Origin of the sequence: Phenylobacterium koreense (assembly GCF_040545335.1) — a bacterium.
Classification (GTDB): domain Bacteria; phylum Pseudomonadota; class Alphaproteobacteria; order Caulobacterales; family Caulobacteraceae; genus Phenylobacterium; species Phenylobacterium koreense.
On record NZ_JBEPLU010000001.1, the window covers coordinates 1,896,908 to 1,917,959 of the forward strand.

A 21,052-nucleotide genomic window follows, 5' to 3' on the forward strand; every position below is an offset into this window, starting at 1 on the left:
TCTAAGTCCCTCTGGTCTGGTTTGGTGCGGGATGTCCGCGTCCGATGAGAGGGTTATACGCAACGGCTTTCTCGAATACTCGTTAAGTCTAGGTCATGACGCCGATTTCACATTATGAATACTGTGTAATGTGCGGGCCTGGATTCTCTCCTGGCGGTGAGGCCCCTCTCCCCCACCCTTCGGGCGGTCCCCCTCGCTCGCGTTGCAGGGGAGGAAAAGGCGGCTCGGCTTCCCATATCGGTTTGCATGATCCGTCCTGAGAGCCTGCTCTGTCCAAAGCCCGAAGGGCTTTATTGCGCGCCGGGAGATTTCTTCGTCGATCCGGTGCGGCCGGTGGCGCGAGCGGTGATCACCCATGGGCATTCGGATCATGCGCGGGCCGGGCACGGGACGGTGGTCGCCACCCCCGAGACCCTGGCGATCATGGAGGAGCGCTATGGCGCCGACTTCGCCGGATCAGTGCAGCCGCTCGGCTACGGCGAGAGCGTCTCGCGCGACGGGGTCGAGGTGACCCTGGTTCCAGCCGGCCATGTGCTGGGCTCGGCCCAGGCGGTGGTGCGCTGGCAGGGACTGACGATGGTGGTCTCCGGCGACTACAAGCGCCGACGCGATCCGACCTGCCCGCCGTTCGAGCCGGTCCCCTGCGACGTGTTCATTTCCGAGGCGACCTTCGGCCTGCCGGTGTTCCGGCATCCGGACGATGCGCACGAGATCGCCAAGCTGCTGCGCTCGGTCGAGCAGTTCCCCGAGCGCGCGCACATGGTCGGGGCCTATGCGCTGGGAAAGGCGCAGCGGATCATCTGCCTGCTGCGCGAGGCCGGATGGGAGAAGACCATCCATGTGCATGGGGCGCTCGACCGCCTGAACCGGCTCTATGAGGACCATGGGGTGGCGCTGGGGCCGCTGGCGCCGGCGACGACGGGGGCGAAGGAGGACTTCGCCGGTCAGATCATCATCGCACCGCCCTCGACCCTGGCCGATCGCTGGTCGCGGCGGTTCCCGGACCCGGTGGGGGCCTTCGCCTCCGGCTGGATGCAGGTGCGGGCGCGGGCCCGCCAGCGCGGAGTGGAGCTGCCGCTGGTGATCTCGGACCACGCCGACTGGGACGAGCTGACCGCAACCGTCGACGAGCTGGCGCCGGGCGAGCTCTGGATCACGCACGGCCGGGAGGAAGCGCTGCTGCGCTGGGCCGAGCTGCACGGCGTGCGGGCCCGCGCCCTGGCGCTGGTCGGCTATGAGGACGAGGCGGAGGACTGATGCGCGCCTTCGCCGAGCTGCTCGACCGCCTGTCGCTGACCGCTTCGCGCAACACCAAGCTGACCCTGCTGCGCGACCACTTCGCCAATGCCCCGGACCCCGACCGTGGCTGGGCGCTGGCTTCGCTGACCGGCGAACTCGCATTTCATGCGGCCAAGCCCGCCTTCATCCGCAAGGCGGTCGAGGCGCGTATGGACCCGGTGCTGTTCGGCTGGTCCTACGACTATGTGGGCGACCTGGCCGAGACCGTGGCCCTGGTCTGGCCGGCGCGGCCGGGGGCCAACCGCGAGCCCGAGCTGTCCGAGGTGGTGGACGCCCTGCGCAGCGCCTCGCGCTCCGACGTCCAGCGGCTGATCGAGGATTGGCTGGACGCCCTCGATTCGACCGGCCGCTGGGCGCTGCTGAAGCTGATGACCGGGGGGCTGCGGGTAGGGGTCTCGGCGCGGCTGGCCAAGCAGGCGGTGGCTGATCTGGCCCCTGTGCCGGTGTCGGAGGTCGGGGAGATATGGCACGCCCTGCGCCCGCCCTATGAGGATCTGTTCGCCTGGCTGGAGGGCCGGTCCGAGCGGCCGACGGCCGACGCGCCGGGACGCTTTCGGCCGGTCATGCTGGCGCAGGCGGTGGACGAGGAGGCCGACTTCGGCAAGCTTGACCCGGAGGACTACGCGGCCGAGTGGAAGTGGGACGGCATCCGGATCCAGGCCGTCAACGAGGGCGGCGTGCGGCGGCTCTACACTCGAACCGGCGACGACATCTCCCGCACCTTCCCGGACGTGCTGGACGCGCTCGACTTCGAAGGCGCCATCGACGGAGAGCTGCTGGTGCTGCGGGGCAGCGCCATCGCGCCCTTTTCCGACCTGCAGCAGCGCCTGAACCGCAAGACCGTGAACGACCGGCTGCTGGCCGAGTTTCCGGCAGGCATCCGGGCCTACGACCTGCTGGCCGACGGGGAGGAAGACACCCGGATGCTGCCCTTCGTGCGGCGCCGGGCGCGGCTGGAGGACTTCGTGGCCCGGCTGAAGACCAGCCGCATCGACCTCTCCCCCCTGCAGCCGTTCGGGACCTGGACGGAGCTGGCGGACCTGCGGCGCAGCCCGCCGCCGGGCGATCCGACGATCGCCGAGGGGGTGATGCTCAAGCGCTGGGATTCGATCTATGAGGCCGGCCGGCCCAAGGGGCCGTGGTTCAAGTGGAAGCGCGATCCGTTCCTGGTTGACGCCGTGCTGATGTACGCCCAGCGAGGGCACGGCAAGCGGTCGAGCTTCTATTCGGACTACACCTTCGGGGTCTGGGCCGAGGGGGTGGACGGGGCGCGGATGCTGACGCCGGTGGGCAAGGCCTATTTCGGCTTCACGGACGAGGAGCTGAAGCTGCTCGACAAGTACGTCCGCGACAACACGGTGGACCGCTACGGGCCGGTGCGGGCGGTGCGCGCGGATGTGCGGCACGGCCTGGTGTTCGAGGTCGCCTTCGAAGGGTTGCAGCGCTCGACACGGCACAAGTCGGGGGTGGCCATGCGCTTCCCGCGCATCAACCGCATCCGCTGGGACAAGCCCTCGGGCGAGGCCGACGAGCTCGCGGCGCTCGAGCGGATGCTGGAGCTGATGGACGCGCGCTAAAGTCCGTAGCCGCGCGCCATCATCGCCGCGAAGGTCGGGATCAGCGCGAAGACCGCGACCTCGGCGATGAGGAACGGGCGGACCGCCTTCACGTCTGTTTCAGTGATCACGAAGCCGGTCTCGGCGCGGGCGCGCCGACGCCATTGCAGGATGCGCAGGGTGGGCAGGCTCGACAGCAGGCCGACCAGGACGAAGGCGCCGATCTTGGCCCAGAAGGCCCAGTTGCCGAGATAGGCCTCCGGTCCCTTCGCGCCCATATAGACCCGCGCGAAGCCGACGATGAGGATCAGGGCGGCGATCAGCCCATAGTGCAGGTCGACGATCCCCAGGCGCCGCAGGGCCGCGCCACCGAGGCCAGGGCGGATCATGGCCAGCTCCGCGGCGAGGATTGCGGCGAGGCCGAAGACGAGCAGATGGTGGGCGATGGCGAGCAGAAGGTCGGTCACGAGGCGCTCCTGAAGGCTGGTCGCGCCGACCTTGCCGTCATCGCCTTACGTTGTAAATGATTAAGATCCACCGGTGCGATAGTCGGCGAACTTGCCGTCCCGCTCGGTGAGGGCGGCGGTGACGCCCTGGCGCATCTTCTCCATGTATTCGCGCGAGGCCCTGGTATGCCAGCCGAGGGCGTGGAGGTCGGTGCCGGCGCGCAGGCCCTGGCGCATGCCCATCACCTCCATCTGACGGTGAACCAGGCGCTTGTTGAGCTGGGCCAGCTCCGGATCGACCTTGGCGATGCGCTCGGCCATGGCCAGGACCGCCGGTTCCAGCTCGGCCAGCGGATAGGCGCGATTGGCGAAGCCCAGCCGCACCGCCTCGTTCCCGTCGATGGAATCGCCGGTCAGCATCTGCTCCATGGCCGCCCGCATGCCCATCAGCCAGACATGATAGTGGTTGTCCGGCGGGCTCATGGTGCGCACGGCCGGGTAGCCGATCTGGGCGTCCTCGGCGACGTAGACCAGGTCACAGGCGACGGCGAGCTCAGAGCCGCCGGCCAGGCACCAGCCATGGACCTGGGCGATCACCGGCTTGGCCAGGTCCCAGATCCGGAAGCAGCCGTCGACCACGTGGCGGGCCCACTGGCCCTGGGCGCCGGCCGTGTGCCAGGGCAGCTCGCCGACGCCGGCCAGGTCGTAGCCGGAGGAAAAGCAGCTCCCGGCCCCGCGCAGGACGATGACCCGGACCTGCGGATCGCGGTCGGCCTCTTCCAGGGCGCGGAAGATCTCGCCGCGCAGGGCATTGGAGAGGGCGTTGCGCTTGTTCGGACGGTTGAGCGTGATCCGGCGCACATGCGGCGCGGGATCGTCGGTCAACAGGATGGGCTCTTCGGCCATGGCGGGTTTCCTCCGGGATTTTCCCGGCAGGGTCGCCGTTTGACGCCACGAGAGTAAAGCGGGGGAGGCCCCTCGGTCGGCTTCGCCGACAGCTCCCCCAGCGGGGGAGCACTCGGCTGACGATGTCAGTCCGTGAACACCACGGTCTTGGCCCCGTTCAGGAGGACGCGGTCCTCGAGCCGCCAGCGGACGGCGCGGGCCAGAACCCGGCGCTCGATGTCGCGGCCCTTGCGGATCAGGGCGGCGGGGGTGTCGCGGTGGCTGATGCGCTCCACGTCCTGCTCGATGATCGGGCCTTCGTCGAGGTCGGCCGTGACGTAGTGGGCGGTCGCGCCGATGACCTTCACCCCGCGCTCGTGCGCCTGGTGGTAGGGGCGCGCGCCCTTGAAGCCGGGCAGGAACGAGTGGTGGATGTTGATGCAGCGCTCTTCCAGCTTGGCGGCCAGGCCGTCGGACAGCACCTGCATGTAGCGGGCGAGGACGACGAGCTCGGTGTCGGTGTCCTGGATCAGCTTCCAGATCGCCGCTTCCTGCTCCAGCTTGGTGGCGCGGCGGACCGGCAGGTGATGGAAGGGCACGTCGGAGAGGTCGAGGTTGGCGTAGGTCTCGATCGGGTGGTTGGAGACCACCGCGGAAATCTCCATCGGCAGCTCGCCGCGACGCCAGCGATAGAGCAGGTCGGCCAGGCAGTGGTCCTGCTGGCTGGCGAGGATCATGACCCGCCGCTTCACCTTGGGGTCGCGCAGGCTCCAGCGCATGGAAAAGGCCGCCGCGACCTCGCCGAAGGCCTCGCGCAGGGCGTCGATGTCGGCGCCGGCGGGATCGAAGACGACCCGCATGAAGAACCTGCCGGTCTCCTGGTCGTCGTACTGCTGGGCGTCGAGGATGTTGGCCCCGCGCTCGAAGAGGAAAGCCGAAACGCGGGCGACGATGCCCGGCTGGTCCGGGCAGGCGAGGGTAAGGATCATCGGCGCTCTAGGCCGCCAAGCCAGGCCTTACGTCAAGGCGCCTTGCGTGGGTGCGGGCTCGGCCACGAACCCCTTCCAATTGCCCATGTACTGGATGAAGGCCGGGCCCAGACCCTCCGCGTGGAGGTATTCGCGGGTGACGGGCAGGTCTATCGGCAGGAATTGCGGGTTTGCCTGCACTTTCCGTGGATAGTCGTGATGCAGGATCGCGGCGCGGCCGATGATGACGTAGTCGGCCCCCTCCCCCAGGCACCAGCGGGCGGTCTCGGCGGCCATGATTTTGCCGGCGACGCCCAGCCGGACATTTCCGCGGTCGAGCTCGGTGAAATAGGACATCAGGGTTCGGCCCTGGAACTCCTCCTCGACCGGCTCCTTGGCGACGTCCCAGAGGGACATGTCGAGATAGTCGATCTTGCCCTCGCGCATCAGCGCCTGGGCGAAATCGCGGATCTCGGCGAGCTTCAGGCCGAAGCGCTCGGGCGAGAGGCGCAGGCCGAGGGTGAAGCCTGGCCGGCAGGCGGCGCGGATTGCGTCGATGATCTCGCGGGTCAGTCGGGCGCGGTTCTCCAGCGAGCCGCCATAGCGGTCCTGCCGGCGGTTGATGATCGGGGAGAGGAACTGACAGAGGATGTAGCCGTGGGCGCCGTGCAGCTCGACCCCGTCGAAGCCGGCCTTCTCGGCGCGGACGGCGGCGGCGACGAAGTCGTCGCGGAGCTGCTCGACCTCGGTCAGAGTCAATGCCCGGGCGCCGGTCTCGGCGTCGTCGGAGGGGCAAAGCGGCGCCTGGCCAATCAACTCCTTGGGCGAGCGCATGCCGGCGTGGTGGAGCTGAACCATCGCCAGGCTGCCCTCGGCCTTGATGGCGGCGGCCAGACGGGTGAGGCCGGGCAGGTGCCGGTCGCCGAACACGCCGAGTTGCCCGGGAAAGCCCTGACCGGCCGCCTGGACGTGAGCCGCGCAGCTCATGGTCAGGCCGAACCCGCCCTTGGCCCGCATGGTGAGCCAGTTGAACTCGTCGTCCGAGAGCACGCCGTCGGGGTAGCTCTGGGTGTTGGTGAGGGGCGCGAGCATGAAGCGGTTCTTCATGGCCGCGCCGCTGGCGAAGGTCATGGGAGAGAAGAGATCGGTCACGCTTCCACCTCGAAGGTTGCGCCGCAGTCGTGGCGCAGGACCTTGCCGGAAGGCTGCGAGCTTGCAAGCGGCTGTTTCAATTTTCCTGAGGTGTCGAACGGCGTTCGAGAGGCTTTAGCTGCGCGGGCTTGCATCGCGCCTGCAGCAGGCGATCAATGAAACGAGACGCCGGTCGAAAGAGGCCGGCGCGCGAGGGAGTAGCGCCAGTGAGCCAAGGCCGGCCGCAGGAAAGACCGCTGTCCAGCGGCATGGTCCTGTCCTTTTCTTCCCTCGCCCTGCCGCTCGGGGCCCTGGCGGTGGCGGTGGCCGTCTACATCCCGCCCTTCTTCGCCAGCCACCTGGGAGTCAACCTGGCGGCCATCGGCGCGGCCTTCGCCATCGTGCGGATGCTCGACATCGGGGTGGACCCGATCCTGGGTCTGGTGATGGACCGGACCCGCACCCGGCTGGGCCGTTACCGGGTCTGGGTGCTGGCTGGCGGGCCGATCCTGATGGCCGCGGTCTACGCCATGTTCGAGGCGCCTCACGGGGTGGGCACGGTCTATCTGATCTTCTGGCTGCTGGTCTTCTACCTGGGCAATTCGATCCTGGGCCTGGGGCACTCGGCCTGGGCCGCGACCCTGGCGACGGAGTACCATCAGCGTTCGCGGGTGTTCGGGGTGCTGGCGGCCGCCGGCGTGATCGGGGCGGTCATCGTGCTGATCATTCCGATCGTCGCCGCGCATCTCGGCCTGAGCGAGGCCGAGGGCGTGAAGTCGATGGGCTGGTTCATCCTCATCCTGGTCCCGATCGTCGTGGCCCTGACCTGCCTGCGCACGCCCGAGCACATCATGAAGACCGCGCCGGAGAAGTTCGCGCTCAAGGACTACTTGTCGCTGATCACCAAGCCGGACCTGCTGCGGCTGTTCCTGGCCCAGATGGCCCTGACCCTCGGCCCCGGCTGGATGAGCGCGCTCTACCTCTTCTTCTTCAAGGACTCCCGCGGGTTCTCGGCCGAGCAGGCCTCGCTGCTGCTGCTGGTCTATGTGATCGCCGGCATCGTCGGCGCGCCGCTGACCGCGCGTCTGGCCATGCGCTTCAGCAAGCACCGCACCCTGATGGTGACCACCACGGCCTATTCGCTGGGGCTCTGCATGGTGATCGTGCTGCCGAAGGCGAACGTGCCGCTGGCCGTGCCGGTGATGTTCTGGTGCGGCTTCATGGCCGCCGGCTTCGACCTGATGATCCGCGCCATGCTGGCCGACGTGGCCGACGAGGTGCGGCTGGAGCAGGGCCAGGAGCGGCTGAGCCTGATCTATGCGCTGAACGCCCTGGCCAACAAGATCGCCTCGGCCTTCGCCATCGGCCTGACGTTCCCGCTACTGGCGAGGATCGGCTACGACGCGACCGCCGGGGCCGGCAACACGCCCCAGGCGATCTTCGGGCTGGAGATGGCCTACATCGTCGGCCCGATCATCTTCGTCATGCTGGGCGGCGCCTGCGTGCTGGGCTGGAGGCTGGACGCCGACAAGCACGCCGACATCCGCCGCCAGCTCGACGAGCGAGACGCGGTCTATGCCGAGGCGCCGATCATCGAGAGCGTGGGGGCCGAGCCGGCCATCGCGGTGCTGTCGGACAAGGGCGGCTGACGCAAGGTCACTGTGGGCGCAGGCCGTAAAGCGTGCCAGCCTGTGGGCGGAAGCCAAGGGAGAGCGCCATGGAAGAACGCATCAAGGTCGAGATCAAGGACGGCGTGGCCGATGTCCGCCTGGTGCGTACGGACAAGATGAACGCCCTGGACGACGCCATGTTCAGCGCCCTGGTCGAGACCGGCGAGCGGCTGAAGACCGAAAAGGGCGTGCGGGCGATCGTGCTGTCGGGCGAGGGCAGAGCCTTCTGCGCCGGGCTCGACATGGGCAATTTCGGCAAGATGGCCTCGGGCGAGCGCAGCGGCGGGCAATCCTCGACCGGCGGCTCCCTGGTCACCGAGAACCGGACGCCGGGCGGCTCGAACCGCGCCCAGCACGCGGTGATGGTCTGGCGCGAGCAGCCGGTCCCGGTGATCGCGGCGGTTCACGGCGTGGCCTTCGGCGGCGGCTTCCAGCTCGCCCTGGCGGCCGACATGCGCTTCGTGGCCCCCGACGCGCGCATGGCGGTGATGGAGATCAAGTGGGGCCTGGTGCCCGACATGGCCGGCATGGTGCTGATGAAGGGCCTGGTGCGCGACGACCTGGCCCGCGAGCTGACCTTTACGGGCCGTATATTCGAGGGCGAGGAGGCCCAGCGCCTGGGCCTGGCCACCCGCGTCTGCGCCGACCCGCGCGCCGAGGCCCTGGCCGTGGCCGCGGAGATCGCCGGCAAGAACCCGCATGCGATCCGCGGCGCCAAGCGGCTGCTGAACATGATGATGGACTCCGACCAGCACGCGATCCTCAAGGCCGAGAGCGCCGAGCAGACCGCCCTGATCGGCTCGCCCAACCAGGTCGAGGCGGTGATGTCGAACATGCAGAAGCGGGCGGCGGTCTACGCCGATTAGGGCTGTCCTGGGCGCCCCCATATCCGTTTCATCGGTTGCCGCCGTAGGCCGAAGACCGGGATGACATGGTAATTGGATGGCGAGGTCGCATTCTCCCCCGCCATGAAGACGAGCGAGACGTCAGCCACTCCACTCGGCCACGACATCGGGGTCGGCTTCCGAGGTTTGAGCGCGGAGCTGGGTGAAGGCGGCGGGGGCCAGCAGGCGGGAGAGGGCCCAGACGGCGGCCCCGCGGACCAGCGGCGAAGGGTCCTGCAGGTGGATCTCGGCCACCGGCGCCAGGTCGGCATCGGCCGAATTGCCGATGGCGTAGAGGACGTTGCGCAGGAATCGGTCGCGGCCGATGCGCTTGACCGGGCTCTTGGAGAAGAGGGCGCGGAAGGCGGGGTCGTCGAGGGCGGCCAGGTCGCGCAAGGCGGGAGAGCGCAGGGTGTCGCGGGCGTGCAGGCGCTGCTCGCGGGAAGCGGCGGCGAACTTGTTCCAGGGGCAGACCGCCAGGCAGTCGTCGCAGCCATAGATGCGGTTGCCCAGCAGCGGGCGAAACTCGCGCGGGATCGGGTCCTTCAGTTCGATGGTCAGGTAGGAGATGCAGCGCCGGGCGTCGAGCTGATAGGGCGCGGGGAAGGCGCCGGTGGGACAGATGTCGAGGCAGGCCCGGCACTGGCCGCAGGAGCCGCCGCTGGGCGGATCGGCTGGCAGGTCGAGCTCGGTCAGGATGGAGCCGAGGAACAGCCAGGAGCCGAACTCGCGGCTGACGAGGTTGGTGTGTTTGCCCTGCCAGCCCAGGCCCGACCGCTCGGCCAGGGGCTTTTCCATCAGCGGGGCGGTATCGACGAACACCTTCAGCTCGCCGCCGAACCGGGAGACGATCCAGCCGGCGAGCTGCTTCAGCCGGCCCTTGATCAGCTCGTGATAGTCGTCGCCCTGGGCGTAGACCGAGATCGCCCCGCGGTCGCGCTGCGCGAGGATCTCCAGCGGGTCGTGGTCGGGGCCATAGTTGACCCCCAGCATGATCGCCGAACGCGCGCCGCTCCACATGGCGGTGGGGTGGGTCCGCCGATCTTCCGTCTCGGCCATCCAGGCCATCTCGCCATGGCGGCCCTGCTCGACGAATTGCGCCAGGCGGGCCGAGGCCGGCCAGGGCTCGGCGGCGCTGGCGAAGCGGCAGGCGTCGAAGCCGAGTTCGGCGGCCCGCTTGCGGATCAGCTCGGCGTTGCGCCCAGGGTCAGAAGTCGAGGTCGTCATAGTGCTGCGCCGGCGTGAGGCCGGGCCAGCGATCGGCCAGCAGCGGCCGGAAGCACGGCCTCGATTTCAGCTTCATGTACCAGGTCTTCACCGCCGGGAAGTCGCGCCAGGGAACATCGCCAAAATAGTCGATGACGGACAGGTGCGCCGCTGCGGCGAAATCGGCCAGGGAGAGCCGGCGTCCGGCCAGCCAGTCGCGGTTCGACAGCAGGCCTTCCACATAAACGAGGTGCGCGCGCAGGGCCTCGCGGCCCTGGCGCATGGCGGCCAGATCGGGGGCGCCGAGGCCGAGCAGGCGCTTTTCCATCTTCTCGTGAAGCAGGAAGCCGCAGACCTCGTAGTCGAACTTGCGATCGAACCACTGCAGCAGGCGACGGGCCTCGGCCCGCTCGTGGGCGTCGCGGCCCAGCAGCGGCGGGTCGGGATAGGTCTCTTCCAGATGGTCGAGGATGGCGCGGCTTTCGCAGAGCACCAGGGCGCCGCGGCCGTCGGACGCGGTCAGCACCGGGGTAAGGCCCGACGGGTTCATGTTCACCAGCGCGGAGGGCCGCTCCCAATAGCGCACAGCCTCTTCGGAGAACGGCAGGCGCTTTTCGCCCAGCGCCAGTCGCACCTGGCGAGAGGCGGGATCGAGCGGGAAATGGTGAAGGGTGAGGTCGAGACTCATTAGGTGACCGAGAATCCCTAACCCTCCTTAAGGCCACGTTTACCGAGCGTCGTTTCGGCGAATGCGCCGCCATGAGGCTCGGCCGCGCCGCGCGGGTCCGGATGGATGATGATGTCCGCGCTGGGGAACTCGGAAAGTATGCGCCTTTCGGCCGCTACGACCGCGGCATGGGCCTGTCTCAGCGATAGGGTGGGATCGAGATCGACGTGCATCTGGATGTGAACGTACGGACCCGACGCTCGGGTCCGTAGCTGGTGCACATCGCTGAGCATCGGGTCGCTGGTGACCAGGGCGATGATCCGCTCGCGCTCGGCCAGGGGTAGCTCGCGGTCCATGAGCTGGTTGGCGGCCTCGCGGAAGACGCCGACCGCGCCCCAGACGAGGAAGGCCGCGATGGCGAGGGCGGCGATGGCGTCGACGCCCCGCCAGCCGAGGATCGCCGCCGCGCCGACGCCCAGCAGGGCGACGGCGTTGGAGGCCAGGTCCGTGGCGTAGTGCGCCCGGTCACCTGCCACCGCCACCGAAGCCGTGCGCTTGAGGACATGGGTCTGGGCCGCGATCAGGGCGAAGGTCAGGGCGATGGAGACCGCCATGACCGCGATGGCCAGACCGCCGTGGGTCACCTCGCGCGGGTGGAGGATGTCACCGATGGCCTCACGGCCGATCAGGGCGGCGGAAGCGAAGACCAGGCCTCCCTGGAGCAGACTGGCGAAGGCCTCGGCCTTGCCGTGACCGAAGCGGTGCTCGGCGTCCGGCGGGGAAGCGGCGTAGCGGACGGCGAAGAAGGTGGCGAGGGAGGCCAGGAGGTCGAGGGCCGAGTCGGCCGCCGAGGCCAGCAGCGCGGTCGAGCCGCCGAGCAGCCAGACCGCGCCCTTGATGCTCACCAGCAGCAGGGCCACCCCGGTCGAGGCCAGGGTGATCATGCGGGTGAGGGCGGTGGCCTCGGCGACGGAGGAGCGCGGACGATCGGACATATGGGCCTTTTAGCTCCGCCGCCGGGGCCGGCGAAAGGTCAGCTCGCCACGCGTTCGGCGATCTGCACGGCGTTGAGCGCCGCGCCCTTCAGGAGCTGGTCGCCCACCGCGAAGATACTCAGGGTGCGGCCCGACGGGTCCGAGAGGTCGGAGCGGATACGGCCGACCAGGACATCGTCGCCCCCCGAGGCCTCGTTCGGCATCGGGAAGTGGTTGCGCAGCGGGTCGTTGACCAGCCGCACCCCCGGGGCGTCGCCGAGCCAGGCCTCGGCCTCGGCGGGGCTGACCGGGCGCTCGAACTCGACGGTCAACGACATGGAGTGCGCCCGCAGCACCGGCACCCGCACGCAGGTGAAGGAGAGGCGCAGGTCCGGCGCGGACATGATCTTGCGGATCTCCTCCATCGCCTTGAGCTCCTCGCCATTGTAGCCGGTCTCCGGATCGACCCCGGCGTTGTGGCTGAAGAGATTGAAGGCGTAGGGGTGCGGCAGGACCTTGGGCTCGTAAGCTTCGCCGGCCAGGTAGGCGGCGGTGGAGGCTTCGAGCTCGGCCATGGCGGCCGCGCCGGCGCCCGAGGCCGACTGGTAGGTGGCGCCGATCACCCGCTGGATCGGGTTGTGGGCGTGCAGCGGCTGCAGGGCCATCACGGCGATGGCGGCGACGCAGTTCGGATTGGCGACGATGCGCGGCTGCTGGCCCAGCAGGTCGCCGTTCACCTCCGGCACCACCAGCGGGATTTCCGGCTGCATGCGGAAGGCCGAGGAGTTGTCGACCACCACGCAGCCCTTGGCCGCGGCGATCGGCGCGAACTCGCGGCTGATGGTGGCGCCGGCCGAGAAGAGGGCGATGTCGACGCCGGTGAAGCTGTCGGCGGTCAGGGCTTCGACGGCGACCTGGCGGCCCTGGAACTCGTAGGTGCGGCCGGCCGAGCGTGGCGAGGCCAGCAGCTTCAGCGAGCGGACCGGGAAGTTGCGGCGCTCCAGGCAGGTCATCAGCTCGACGCCGACGGCGCCGGTGGCGCCGACGATGGCGACGTTGAACAGGCGCTGGCCGGCGGGGCGGGCGACTTCGGTGGAAAGCATGAGGTTATCGTCTCCGGGTTTGAGGTCCGGAAGACCGAGGCGCTCGCTTTTCAGGAGATTGCGACCCCGGCCTGCCGGCGGGGTCCTTGGGGCTTACGCGGCGCGCGCGCGCGAACCCCCAAGCCCCGCGGGCATGGTGGTTTTAATCGCGCTTTTAATGGTCGAACGACGCATGGCGCTCCGATATGGCAAAGACGGGCGGCTTGTAAACCGCCGATTTCGCGGACATCCAATTGAACGGCCGTGCGTTCAGGCAATCGGCGGCGTGCGGAAGGAAAGATGGAAGAGGAGCGGGACCGCGCGATCTCCGAAATCCTGCGGGAGCTTTGCGAGCAGGAAAGCGTCCGGGTCGGGGACATCATCGACCAGTTCGGCGGGCGGGCGTTCGGCGCCCTGCTGTTCGTGTTCTCCATTCCCAACCTGCTGCCCCTGCCGCCGGGGTCCTCGACCGTGCTGGGAGCGCCCTTGCTGCTGCTGACGCCGCAACTGGCGCTGGGGGCGCAGGGTCCGTGGCTGCCGCGTTTCCTGGATAATCGCCGGCTGTCGGGCGCGGACCTTGGCAAGGCGTTCGGGCGGCTCATTCCCTGGGTCGAGCGTCTCGAGCACGTCTCGCGTCCACGGATCGAATTGTTCTTCGGTCCCGTGGGTGACCGATTCATAGGCGCCGTCTGCTCGGCGCTGGCCTTAGTGCTGATTCTGCCGATCCCGCTGGGCAACCTGCTGCCCGCCCTGACCATAGGATTCCTCGGCTTCGCGCTGTTCTCCCGCGACGGGATTTTCGCCGTCGTCGGCTACATTCTGGCGGGGGTCAGCGCCTTCCTTCTGTACCTGGCCGCCGACGTCGTGATGGAGGGCGTTCGCCTTCTCGTGAACTGGCTTGGAGCGGCTTGACACCTTCCCAGGGCGGGCGCGTTGATATGGGCATGCAAGTCCAAGTCTCCGGCAAGCATGTCGCCGTCGGGGAGGCCCTGCGAGAGCGGGTCACCGACGAACTCACCGGCGCTATTGGCAAGTACTTCGACCGCGGCGGAGACGCCGACGTCGTCGTCAGCCGTGAGGGCCATTCCTTCAAAGTCGATTGCGCGGTCAAGCTGGCCTCCGGCCAGGCCCTGCAGTCCCAGGGGCTCGGGAGCGACGCGCATGGCGCGTTCGACGCCGCGCTCGCAAAGATGGAAACGCGTATCCGGCGCTACAAGCGCCGGCTGAAGAGCCACTCCTTCGCCGCCAACGCCAAGCAGGCGGAGACGGCCGCCTATTTCGTGATCCGTGCTCCCGAGGAGGAGGACGAACTGGATTGGGGGGCGGACGAAACGCCGCAGGATGTCCCGCCGGCGGGAATGATAATCGCCGAGACCGAAAAGCCCGTGCGCGAAATGACCGTTTCCATGGCGGTCATGGAGTTGGACTTGACGGAATCTCAGACAATCGTGTTTAGGAACGTCGCTCACGGAGGCTTGTCCGTGGTCTACCGCCGCCCCGATGGGAATATCGGGTGGATCGACCCGGAACGCACGAAAACGTTCGACGGGAGCGAACTGAACGGAACCCGAGTCTAGGTAGCGGTGTTTCCGTCGCCCCCGAGCCGGCCGTGCTTCGGGCAGTAATCGAGTTGGGCGTCACGAGGCTATGCAAATAGGCGATATACTGGACCGCGCGGCGATCGCGGCGCGCGTGAGCGCGCCGAACAAGCGGCAGGCCCTGACCCTGGCGGCGGAGATCGCCGCCCGCAACTTCGGCCTCGACTCGGCCGTGGTGCTGGAGGGCCTGCTGGCGCGCGAGGCGGCGGGATCGACTGGCGTCGGCCACGGCGTGGCCGTGCCTCATGCGCGGCTGGAAGGCCTGACCCGGATGCGCGGCGTCTTTCTGCGCCTGGACCAGCCGGTGGATTTCGAGGCGGTCGACGACCAGCCTGTGGACCTGATCTTCGCGCTGTTCGCGCCGCCTAACGCCAGTTCGGAGCACCTGCGGGCCCTGGCCCGGGTCTCGCGCCTGCTGCGCCAGGGCGACCTGCGCGAACACCTGCGCCAGGCGCACACGCCCGACGCCATTCACGCCCTGCTGGTGCAGGAACAGTCGGCTGCGGCCTGAAAGAATCCTGAGCTGAAAGAGGGGTGACCTCGCCCGGGCGTTCTCGCCCGGGCGCGGCCTCAAGATGGCTTAATGGACCGAGACGGGGGCCAGTTCGTGCGCCAGCGCGGCGGCTACGGCCGAGTCCTTGTCGGTCAGGACGGCCAACCGCTCGCCATCGGCGCGGTGGACCGCATAGAGCGTCTGATCAGGATCGAGCTGAAAGCCCTGGATCTGGGCCGCAGGCGTGTTGGCCAGGATTTCCGCCGCCTTGATCGGGCGGACATAGACCAGGTCGGGCGCGCCAAGGGCGGCGAAAGCTTCAGTCGTAAGATTGGGCGTCATCATGACCACCTCCGTAAAACTCAACGCTTCGAGCGGCCGCCGGTTCAGCCAGCCGTCTGGATGGGGATCCGCTGTACGAGGCGCTCGGGTACAGGCCGGATCAGGTCAACGTGCAGCAGGCCGTGGGCCAGCAGCGCGCCATGCACCTTCATGCCGTCGGCGAGGATGAAGGTCCGAACGAAGCCCCGCGCAGCGATGCCGCGATGGAGATAGGCCTCGTCAGTGGCGCTTTCGCGCTTGCCTGCCACGATCAACTGACGGTCCTCGACCGTCACCTGGAGCTGCTCGGGCGTGAAGCCCGCCACCGCGAGGGTGATTCGCAGCGAGCCTTCGCCGCGATCCTCCACATTGTAGGGCGGGTAGCTTTCGGCGGCGGCCTTGGCCGCGCGCTCGATCAGGCTGCGGGTATGATCGAAACCCAGCAGAAAGGGGCTGTCGAAGACAAGCGGCCGGTTCATTCCAGAGTCCTCGGTTTAAGCGACTCCCCGGCGCGCCGCCCAAAATCGGCACGACGCTCCGGATGGAATTCATGTGGCGATCGTGGCCGTAAATTTCAACGGCCGGCCCGGAAAAGGCGAAGGCCCGCAGCGCTAACTGCGGGCCTCCATGGTGGAGCTAAGCGGAGTCGAACCGCTGACCTCTTGAATGCCATTCAAGCGCTCTACCAACTGAGCTATAGCCCCGGAAGTTTCGGGCTCTTCAGTGGTCGCCCCCCGAAGAGGCGCGGAACCTAGTCTGAGAGTTTCGTGCGATCAACCCACCCTGAAAGAAAAATTTGGGTGGGTTGTCGCACCCCCGAAATCAGCGGTCGTCGTCCCCTTCGCCGGGGAGACCATCGATCTCGGTATCGTCGAAATCGTCGTCTTCCTCGTCCTCGAGGAACGGCACGTCGTCGCCCTCCTCGTCGAGGTCGTCGTCTTCGGTGAATTCGGAGAGTTGGTCCTCGGGCGTCGCGTCCGGAGCCTCGTCGTCGTCGTCCGAAACGAGCGGTGGCTCGTCGGAGACTTCGTCCAGTTCCGGAGTGGCGGTCTCGTCCTCTTCTTCTTCGTCGTCGGACGACTTGTCGCGGACTTGATCCTCGGCTTCCTCGTGGTCGTGATCGACGGTCGAGGTGCGCGCGCGGACGCGGCGATTACGCACCGCCTCGTCCGGATCGAACTCCGTGCCGCATTTCGGGCAGACGGCGGGCCGGCGCTGCAGGTCGTAGAATTTCGCCTGGCAGTTGGGGCAAATCTGTTTTGCGCCCAGTTCTGGATTGGCCAAGGGGGCTGAGCCTCTAGCGAGTTTGGAATTGAAGCGGGCTCCCTTGCCATGGGCCGGGAGCGCTGTCAAAAGCAAACCCTTTTCGAAAAAACAGCAAGCCCCAAGGAGGCTTGAGCATCCCATGACGTCGGCAGGACTGACCGCGAAACGCGGCGGCCCGCTGCGGGGCCGCGTGCGCGCCCCAGGCGACAAGTCGATCTCTCACCGTTCACTGATCCTGGGCGCGCTGGCGACCGGGGTGACGGAGATCGAAGGCCTTCTCGAAGGGGACGACGTGCTGCGCACGGCCGCCGCGATGCGCGCCTTCGGCGCCAAGGTCGAGCGCCTGGGCGGGGGACGCTGGCGCGTCGAGGGCCAGGGCGGATTCTCGGAGCCGACCGATGTGATCGACTGCGGCAACGCCGGCACCGGCGTGCGCCTGATCATGGGGGCGATGGCGGGCTTTCCGTTCGCGGCGACCTTCACCGGGGACGAATCCCTGCGTAGTCGTCCGATGCGGCGCGTGCTCGGCCCGATCGGCCAGATGGGTGCGACCTGGATCGGCCGGTCCAACGGACGGTTGCCCCTGACGCTGCAGGGCGGGGCGCTGAAGCATCTTTCCTACCGCCTGCCCGAACCGTCGGCCCAGGTGAAGTCGGCGGTCCTGCTGGCGGGCCTGCACGCCGAGGGCGGCGCGCAGGTGATCGAGCCGGAGGCCACCCGCGACCACACCGAGCGCATGTTGCGGGCCTTCGGCGCGCAGGTGCTGGTGGAGGACCGCGACGATGGCCGCCACATCACCCTGCCGGGCGGCCAGAAGCTGACCGGGACGAGGGTGCGGGTCCCGGGCGATCCGTCCTCGGCGGCGTTCCCGCTGGTCGCGGCCCTGGTGACCCCGGGCTCGGAGGTGACCGTCGAGGGCGTGCTGCTCAACGAGCTGCGGACCGGACTCTTCACGACGCTGCAGGAGATGGGGGCCGATCTCGTTATCTCGAACGTGCATGAGGAAAGCGGCGAACAGGTCGGCGACATCACCGCGCGCCATTGCGGCCTGAAGGGCGTCGAGGTCCCGCCGGAGCGCGCGCCGTCGATGATCGACGAGTATCCGATCCTCGCCGTGGCCGCTGCCTTCGCCGAGGGCGCGACGATCATGCGCGGCATCGGCGAGCTGCGCGTGAAGGAAAGCGATCGCATCGCCCTGATGGCTGCGGGCCTTTCGGCCAACGGCGTGGGAGTCGAGGAAGAACCCGAAGGCCTGATCGTCATCGGCTCGGCCCGGGCCAACCATGCGGTGGCCGGCGGGGCGCGGGTGACGACCAAGGGCGATCACCGGATCGCCATGTCGCACCTGGTCATGGGCCTGGCTTCGGACGCGGCGGTGTCGGTGGACGAGCCCGGCATGATCGCCACCAGCTTCCCGGGCTTCGTGGAGCTGATGGGCGGCATGGGCGCGGACATCTCGTGAAGCCGCCGTTCGTCATCGCCGTCGACGGGCCGGCGGCCTCCGGCAAGGGCACGGTCGCGACCCGCCTGGGCGAGGCCTATGGCCTGCCGGTGCTGGACACCGGTCTTCTCTATAGGGCGGTGGGCGTGCTGGCCCAGCGCGCCGGGCTGGATCTGGACGACGAGGCCGCGGCGGCGAAGATCGCGGCGGGCCTGGAGACCGGGCTGCTCGACGATCCGGGCTTCCGGACCCGCGGCGCCGGCGAGGCGGCCAGCCGGGTGGCGGTGCATCCGCAGGTCCGCGCGGCCCTGCTGAAGCTGCAGCGCGACTTCGCCGCCCATCCCTCGGTCATCGACGGGCGCGATATCGGCACGGTGATCGCCCCCCAGGCGCCGGCCAAGCTCTATGTCACCGCCACGCCGGAAGTGCGCGCCGAGCGTCGCTGGAAGCAGCTCCAGGGGCAGGGCGAGGCGGTGAGCTACGAGGATGTGCTGGCCGATATCCGCAAGCGTGACGAGCGGGACGGCGGCCGGGAGAGCGCGCCGATGCGTCCGGCGCAGGACGCCGTCTTGCTGGATACCAGCGAAATGACTATAGAGCAGGTCACCGATGCGGCCCGCCGCATCGTCGAGGCGGCGCGCGCGCGCTGGGAGCAATCCTAGGGACGCAAATCCAACCGCGCCTTTCCCTCAGACGGCTGCGGGCGAATTCACCGGCGCGGGGTTTCCCGCGTCATCGGTCACAACCCCTAATCCGACGCCGGGACTCCGTCCGAACTTCCGTTCGGCGGGATCATGTCCTTTCCGGGATCCGCGTCATTCAAGTACGAAAGAACATCAATGGCTGACGATATTAGCCTCAACCCCTCGCGTGACGACTTCGCCGCGCTGCTCGACGCCTCGCTGGGCGGCCGTGACTTCATGGAAGGCACCGTCGTCAAGGGCGCGGTGGTCGGCATCGAAAAGGACTTCGCCATCATCGACGTCGGTCTGAAGACCGAAGGTCGCGTGTCGGTGAAGGAATTCGGCCTTGGCGAAGACGGCAAGCCGACCCTGAAGGTGGGCGACACCGTCGAGGTCTTCCTCGAGCGCGTCGAAAACGCCATGGGCGAAGCGGTGATCAGCCGCGACAAGGCCCGTCGCGAAGAAGCCTGGACCCGTCTGGAAGGCGTCTACGAGAAGAACGAGCCGGTCATGGGTACGATCGTGGGCCGCGTGAAGGGCGGCTTCACCGTCGACCTCGGCGGCGCCTCGGCCTTCCTGCCGGGCTCGCAAGTCGACATCCGCCCCGTGCGCGACGTCGGCCCGCTGATGGGCAAGGAACAGCCCTTCGCCATCCTCAAGATGGACCGTCCGCGCGGCAACATCGTCGTCTCGCGTCGCGCCATCCTGGAAGAAGCCCGCGCCGAACAGCGCACTGAGCTGGTCAGCCAGCTTCAAGAGGGCGAAGTCCGCGAAGGCGTGGTCAAGAACATCACCGACTACGGCGCGTTCGTTGACCTGGGCGGCATCGACGGCCTGCTGCACGTCACCGACATGAGCTGGAAGCGCGTCAACCACCCGAGCCAGGTGCTCGCGGTCGGCGACACGGTGAAGGTCCAGATCGTGAAGATCAACCCGGACACCCAGCGCATCAGCCTTGGCATGAAGCAACTGCAGTCCGACCCGTGGGACGGCGTGGAAGCCAAGTATCCGGTGGGCGCCAAGTTCACCGGCCGGATCACCAACATCACCGACTACGGCGCCTTCGTGGAGCTGGAGCCGGGCGTCGAGGGCCTGGTCCACGTCTCGGAAATGTCCTGGACCAAGAAGAACGTCCACCCCGGCAAGATCGTCTCCACCTCTCAGGAAGTGGACGTGGTCGTGCTGGACGTCGATCCGTCGAAGCGCCGCGTGTCGCTGGGCCTGAAGCAGGCCATGGCGAACCCGTGGGACGCCTTCGTCGCGGCTCACCCGATCGGCTCGACCGTCGAAGGCGAAGTCAAGAACGCGACCGAGTTCGGCCTGTTCATCGGCCTCGACAACGACATCGACGGCATGGTGCACCTGTCGGATCTCGACTGGACCGTGTCGGGTGAAGAGGCGATCGCCAAGTACAACAAGGGCGACGTGGTCAAGGCGCGCGTTCTCGACGTCGACGTCGAGAAGGAACGCATCTCGCTGGGCATCAAGCAACTGGCTGGCGACCCGATGGAAGGCGACACCTATCGTCGCGGCCAGACCGTCACCGTGACCGTCACCGAAATCACCACCGGTGGTATCGAAGTGCGGTTCGGCGACGACGAAGCCCCGATGACCGCCTTCATCCGCAAGTCCGACCTGTCCCGCGACCGTGCGGACCAGCGTCCGGAACGCTTCGCCGTGGGTGACCGCGTCGACGCTCAAGTGACCCAGATCGACAAGGCCGCCCGCCGGGTGTCGCTGTCGATCAAGGCGCTCGAGATGATGGAAGAAAAGGAAGCCATCGAGCAGTTCGGCTCGTCCGACTCCGGCGCTTCGCTGGGCGACATCCTCGGCGCGGCCCTTCGCGAGAAGGCCGGCAAGGAATAAGCCTCACAGCCGCATAGCGGTTTGAAGCTGACGGCGGATCGGGAAACCGGTCCGCCGTTTTTCTTTGCGGCGGCGCCCCCGAAAATGCAGCGGAAAGCGGCCAATCGCGGGGCGGTGCGTACGTTTTGACGCTGTTTGCGCCTTGAACATCCTTTCGGACTCGACCATGGTCCCGCTCGCTTCCAGCGACTTCTTGCGAGGCGCGCCTCTTTGGCGAACTATTTGCGCGTTGTAGAACGCCTATGAGCCGTCTCCCCAACGGCTCGGGGACCGGAAATAGGCATGATCAAGTCGGAACTTATCGCCCGTCTCGCGGAGGAGAACCCGCACCTTACCCAACGTGACGTGGAACGTGTGGTCGGGGTGATCCTCGAGCGTATGATCCAGGCCCTCGAGGCCGATGGGCGCGTGGAGTTGCGGGGCTTCGGCGCCCTGTCGGTGCGCTCGCGCGACGCCCGTTCGGGCCGCAATCCCAGGACCGGCGAAGCCGTGGACGTGCGGGCCAAGCACGTTCCGTTCTTCAAGAGCGGCAAGGAACTGCGAGAGCGCTTGAACGCCGATTAGGGCGCATTGGGTGGGCGCGTCCCGCCCAGCCTCATGAATCCAGGCCGGGATT

22 protein-coding genes and 1 tRNA gene are annotated in these 21,052 nt (G+C 68.1%); 11 read left to right on the forward strand and 12 right to left on the reverse strand.

What is annotated here, in order from left to right; all coding sequences use genetic code 11:
• Nucleotides 1-246: 246 nt before the first annotated feature.
• Both ABID41_RS09470 and ABID41_RS09475 read left to right on the forward strand, forming a co-directional pair.
• On the forward strand, nt 247-1,257 hold the full coding sequence (locus tag ABID41_RS09470; protein ID WP_331931510.1) for a ligase-associated DNA damage response exonuclease: 1,011 nt from the start codon (nt 247-249) through the stop codon (nt 1,255-1,257).
• The gene (locus ABID41_RS09475; RefSeq protein ID WP_331931511.1) at nt 1,257-2,876 is read left to right on the forward strand and encodes a cisplatin damage response ATP-dependent DNA ligase; all 1,620 of its coding nucleotides are present in this window, start codon (nt 1,257-1,259) and stop codon (nt 2,874-2,876) included. Before ABID41_RS09470 ends, ABID41_RS09475 begins: the two co-directional genes overlap by 1 nt.
• Here ABID41_RS09475 and ABID41_RS09480 read toward each other — a convergent pair.
• The 4 genes from ABID41_RS09480 to ABID41_RS09495 all read right to left on the reverse strand — a co-directional run bounded on the left by ABID41_RS09480 (nt 2,873) and on the right by ABID41_RS09495 (nt 6,306).
• The gene (locus ABID41_RS09480; protein WP_331931512.1) at nt 2,873-3,322 is read right to left on the reverse strand and encodes a DUF2214 family protein; all 450 of its coding nucleotides are present in this window, start codon (nt 3,320-3,322) and stop codon (nt 2,873-2,875) included. The two genes, ABID41_RS09475 and ABID41_RS09480, sit on opposite strands and share 4 nt — an antisense overlap.
• A gap of 60 nt (nt 3,323-3,382) precedes the next feature.
• Nucleotides 3,383-4,207, reverse strand: coding sequence for an enoyl-CoA hydratase-related protein (locus ABID41_RS09485; RefSeq protein ID WP_331931513.1), 825 nt, complete (start codon nt 4,205-4,207; stop codon nt 3,383-3,385).
• Between the two features lie 125 nt (nt 4,208-4,332).
• On the reverse strand, nt 4,333-5,175 hold the full coding sequence (gene purU / locus ABID41_RS09490) for a formyltetrahydrofolate deformylase (RefSeq protein WP_331931514.1): 843 nt from the start codon (nt 5,173-5,175) through the stop codon (nt 4,333-4,335).
• A 27-nt stretch (nt 5,176-5,202) separates the two neighbouring features.
• On the reverse strand, nt 5,203-6,306 hold the full coding sequence (locus ABID41_RS09495) for an NADH:flavin oxidoreductase (RefSeq protein ID WP_331931515.1): 1,104 nt from the start codon (nt 6,304-6,306) through the stop codon (nt 5,203-5,205).
• A gap of 206 nt (nt 6,307-6,512) precedes the next feature.
• Between ABID41_RS09495 and ABID41_RS09500 the strand changes: the two genes are divergently transcribed.
• Nucleotides 6,513-7,934, forward strand: a complete 1,422-nt coding sequence (locus ABID41_RS09500) for an MFS transporter (protein ID WP_331931516.1) — start codon at nt 6,513-6,515, stop codon at nt 7,932-7,934.
• 68 nt (nt 7,935-8,002) lie between these two features.
• Nucleotides 8,003-8,821, forward strand: a complete 819-nt coding sequence (locus tag ABID41_RS09505) for a crotonase/enoyl-CoA hydratase family protein (RefSeq protein ID WP_331931517.1) — start codon at nt 8,003-8,005, stop codon at nt 8,819-8,821.
• Between the two features lie 120 nt (nt 8,822-8,941).
• Here ABID41_RS09505 and queG read toward each other — a convergent pair whose 3' ends face one another.
• From queG to ABID41_RS09525, 4 genes are read right to left on the reverse strand one after another with little or no spacing between them, the layout of a single operon-like run.
• Nucleotides 8,942-10,066 carry a tRNA epoxyqueuosine(34) reductase QueG gene (gene queG / locus ABID41_RS09510; protein ID WP_331931518.1) on the reverse strand — a complete coding sequence of 375 codons (1,125 nt, stop codon included), beginning with the start codon at nt 10,064-10,066 and terminating at the stop codon, nt 8,942-8,944.
• Entirely contained in the window at nt 10,047-10,733 is a 687-nt protein-coding gene (gene fzlA, locus ABID41_RS09515; protein WP_331931519.1) for an FtsZ-binding protein FzlA, read from the reverse strand. Before fzlA ends, queG begins: the two co-directional genes overlap by 20 nt.
• A gap of 17 nt (nt 10,734-10,750) precedes the next feature.
• Nucleotides 10,751-11,707, reverse strand: coding sequence for a cation diffusion facilitator family transporter (locus ABID41_RS09520; RefSeq protein ID WP_331931520.1), 957 nt, complete (start codon nt 11,705-11,707; stop codon nt 10,751-10,753).
• A 38-nt stretch (nt 11,708-11,745) separates the two neighbouring features.
• Entirely contained in the window at nt 11,746-12,789 is a 1,044-nt protein-coding gene (locus ABID41_RS09525; RefSeq protein ID WP_331931521.1) for an aspartate-semialdehyde dehydrogenase, read from the reverse strand.
• A gap of 279 nt (nt 12,790-13,068) precedes the next feature.
• Between ABID41_RS09525 and ABID41_RS09530 the strand changes: the two genes are divergently transcribed.
• The 3 genes from ABID41_RS09530 (at nt 13,069) to ptsN (ending at nt 14,877) form a co-directional block, all read left to right on the forward strand.
• Nucleotides 13,069-13,680: an exopolysaccharide biosynthesis protein gene (locus ABID41_RS09530; protein WP_331931522.1), complete on the forward strand. Its 612-nt coding sequence runs from the start codon at nt 13,069-13,071 to the stop codon at nt 13,678-13,680.
• Nucleotides 13,681-13,712: 32 nt separating this feature from the next.
• Nucleotides 13,713-14,345 (forward strand): ribosome hibernation-promoting factor, HPF/YfiA family, encoded by a 633-nt coding sequence (gene hpf, locus ABID41_RS09535; RefSeq protein ID WP_331931538.1) that lies wholly within the window; start codon nt 13,713-13,715, stop codon nt 14,343-14,345.
• Nucleotides 14,346-14,415: 70 nt separating this feature from the next.
• On the forward strand, nt 14,416-14,877 hold the full coding sequence (ptsN, locus tag ABID41_RS09540; RefSeq protein WP_331931523.1) for a PTS IIA-like nitrogen regulatory protein PtsN: 462 nt from the start codon (nt 14,416-14,418) through the stop codon (nt 14,875-14,877).
• A gap of 69 nt (nt 14,878-14,946) precedes the next feature.
• Here ptsN and ABID41_RS09545 read toward each other — a convergent pair whose 3' ends face one another.
• From ABID41_RS09545 to ABID41_RS09560, 4 genes are all read right to left on the reverse strand, one after another.
• Entirely contained in the window at nt 14,947-15,201 is a 255-nt protein-coding gene (locus ABID41_RS09545) for a DUF1150 domain-containing protein (protein ID WP_331931539.1), read from the reverse strand.
• Nucleotides 15,202-15,245: 44 nt separating this feature from the next.
• Nucleotides 15,246-15,659 carry an Hsp20 family protein gene (locus ABID41_RS09550; protein ID WP_331931524.1) on the reverse strand — a complete coding sequence of 138 codons (414 nt, stop codon included), beginning with the start codon at nt 15,657-15,659 and terminating at the stop codon, nt 15,246-15,248.
• A 149-nt stretch (nt 15,660-15,808) separates the two neighbouring features.
• Nucleotides 15,809-15,884, reverse strand: a tRNA-Ala gene (locus ABID41_RS09555).
• Nucleotides 15,885-16,002: 118 nt separating this feature from the next.
• Nucleotides 16,003-16,464 (reverse strand): TIGR02300 family protein, encoded by a 462-nt coding sequence (locus ABID41_RS09560; RefSeq protein ID WP_331931525.1) that lies wholly within the window; start codon nt 16,462-16,464, stop codon nt 16,003-16,005.
• Nucleotides 16,465-16,585: 121 nt separating this feature from the next.
• Between ABID41_RS09560 and aroA the strand changes: the two genes are divergently transcribed.
• The 4 genes from aroA (at nt 16,586) to ABID41_RS09580 (ending at nt 21,000) form a co-directional block, all read left to right on the forward strand.
• Nucleotides 16,586-17,908, forward strand: a complete 1,323-nt coding sequence (aroA, locus tag ABID41_RS09565; RefSeq protein ID WP_331931526.1) for a 3-phosphoshikimate 1-carboxyvinyltransferase — start codon at nt 16,586-16,588, stop codon at nt 17,906-17,908.
• Nucleotides 17,905-18,549: a (d)CMP kinase gene (gene cmk, locus ABID41_RS09570; protein WP_331931527.1), complete on the forward strand. Its 645-nt coding sequence runs from the start codon at nt 17,905-17,907 to the stop codon at nt 18,547-18,549. Before aroA ends, cmk begins: the two co-directional genes overlap by 4 nt.
• 177 nt (nt 18,550-18,726) lie before the next feature.
• Nucleotides 18,727-20,436, forward strand: a complete 1,710-nt coding sequence (gene rpsA, locus ABID41_RS09575) for a 30S ribosomal protein S1 (RefSeq protein ID WP_331931528.1) — start codon at nt 18,727-18,729, stop codon at nt 20,434-20,436.
• A 282-nt stretch (nt 20,437-20,718) separates the two neighbouring features.
• Nucleotides 20,719-21,000 (forward strand): integration host factor subunit beta, encoded by a 282-nt coding sequence (locus ABID41_RS09580; RefSeq protein ID WP_331931529.1) that lies wholly within the window; start codon nt 20,719-20,721, stop codon nt 20,998-21,000.
• Nucleotides 21,001-21,052 lie beyond the last annotated feature (52 nt).